A 1,542-nucleotide genomic window follows, 5' to 3' on the forward strand; every position below is an offset into this window, starting at 1 on the left:
CGACCCTCAACGGCCCTTCGAGTCAGTCCGAAGTCAACGGCGGCTTCCAATTGACAGCGACCGTTCGCCTAGGCACGCCGAACGACGAGTCATCGGGTTCCCTTACCCTCATTCACACAAAGGGTTGGCCCTGACCCACTAGTCGAAGGTCCGGCGGAAAGGACTCTCCAGCGGTTCTAGACGCGCTTGAAGTGCGCATCCGATGAGGAAAAGTCTACAATTCGATTGCCGAACGTCGTGGCCGCTGGTCATCAACGTCGGGGTGCTCATTTTTCGCCGCACTTTGATTGACCAGCGATCTTTTCGAGTCTCTCCCACCCAGTTTTGCTACCCACCTGAAGGAGAAGAGATGAAATCCATAAAGACCTACGTTGCCACAGCGATCGCCGTCAGCGCCATTGTTGCGATCGTGCCCGTTGTTAATGCACAAGAGACGACTGCGGCAACTTCAGCAACAGCTCCCTCTCGTTCGTCGATTAGAGCAGCAAATAGGGAGTTGGCGAAGCGAGTTCAGACGGCGTTGTACAAGCAAAAGGGCTTGGAGACGACTGATCTTCACGCCATCGCTCGTAGCGGCAAGATTACGCTTGTAGGAATGGTTCCAGATCAGGCGCAGATAGATCTCGCAGGGAAAGTTGCTGAGAGTGTTCCTGGAGTTACGTCGGTCAAGAACAATTTGACAGTGGAAGAAGAAGGACATTAATGTTTGAGTCCAACCGCATCCTTTGACTGCACTGGCGCGCCTTGAGAACAAGAATGTTATGTTCTCAACGGCGACGCCTTTGCCGGGGAAAGCACTTGCATGGCTGAGTGAAGACCGTGCTCTGCTCGATATTGGCCCGGTGTCGAATCGCGTGCAAACGGGCGGGCTCAATGACAAGCGGGTTGAATATCTGTATTCGCGAGGATGAATGGCCGAAGGCATCCTAACGCGGTCCGATGCTGAACAACATCGAATGGCTGTCGCCTGTCCTCGATCGGCGGTTCGCGACCGAGGGTGTGTGAAAACGCGAAATCACCCGGTTTTAGGGTGTCGCTTCACCCTTCCCGAGTCGTCACCAAGCCAACACAGCGCGATCTGAAGGTCGAGTTTTTCGATCGGCCCGCTTGACGTGGGTTTTCACACACCCCCGACCCAATACCGCCACGCGGAACGAAGCCAAGTTAATGGCCGCTTCATGAGCCGAACAGTCGCTCGAATGGCGACATCACCGACGCAGCCAACGACAGCTACTGGCCGACTACGGAAGTTCATTATGGGGCTGGGTTCGGCCAATGACGCCGACCATCAATAGAGCGCCACGTCGGCCCGGTGCGTCACCTACTGTGCCGCCTGCTGGCGCTCGTATTCCTTGTATTTCATCTGCATGTATGCCTGCCGATCCACCTCATGCAGTTGTCGCGGATATTGCTCTGTAGCATCGAACCAGGTAGTCAGGCGTTGCTCCAGACGCTTGTCAGGCGTACTGGACAGCGCGCCAAGATAGGCGTCTATCGCGAGGTAGTAACGCATGGTATTGCGTTCCACCAGGCCGCGAACCC

The 1,542-nt window shown here is 55.7% G+C and carries 1 protein-coding gene and 1 pseudogene; one reads left to right on the top strand and one right to left on the bottom strand.

Going from position 1 to position 1,542, the window contains the following annotated elements; all coding sequences use genetic code 11:
• Positions 1 to 349 precede the first annotated feature (349 nt).
• Complete coding sequence (locus GNZ13_RS04455; RefSeq protein ID WP_172160854.1) at positions 350 to 703, top strand: BON domain-containing protein; 354 nt, start codon at positions 350 to 352, stop codon at positions 701 to 703.
• A gap of 618 nt (positions 704 to 1,321) precedes the next feature.
• Here GNZ13_RS04455 and GNZ13_RS04460 read toward each other — a convergent pair.
• A pseudogene (locus GNZ13_RS04460) lies at positions 1,322 to 1,542 on the bottom strand (hypothetical protein); the annotation flags it as partial.

Origin of the sequence: Paraburkholderia elongata (assembly GCF_013177735.1) — a bacterium.
GTDB classification, from domain to species: Bacteria; Pseudomonadota; Gammaproteobacteria; order Burkholderiales; family Burkholderiaceae; genus Paraburkholderia; species Paraburkholderia elongata.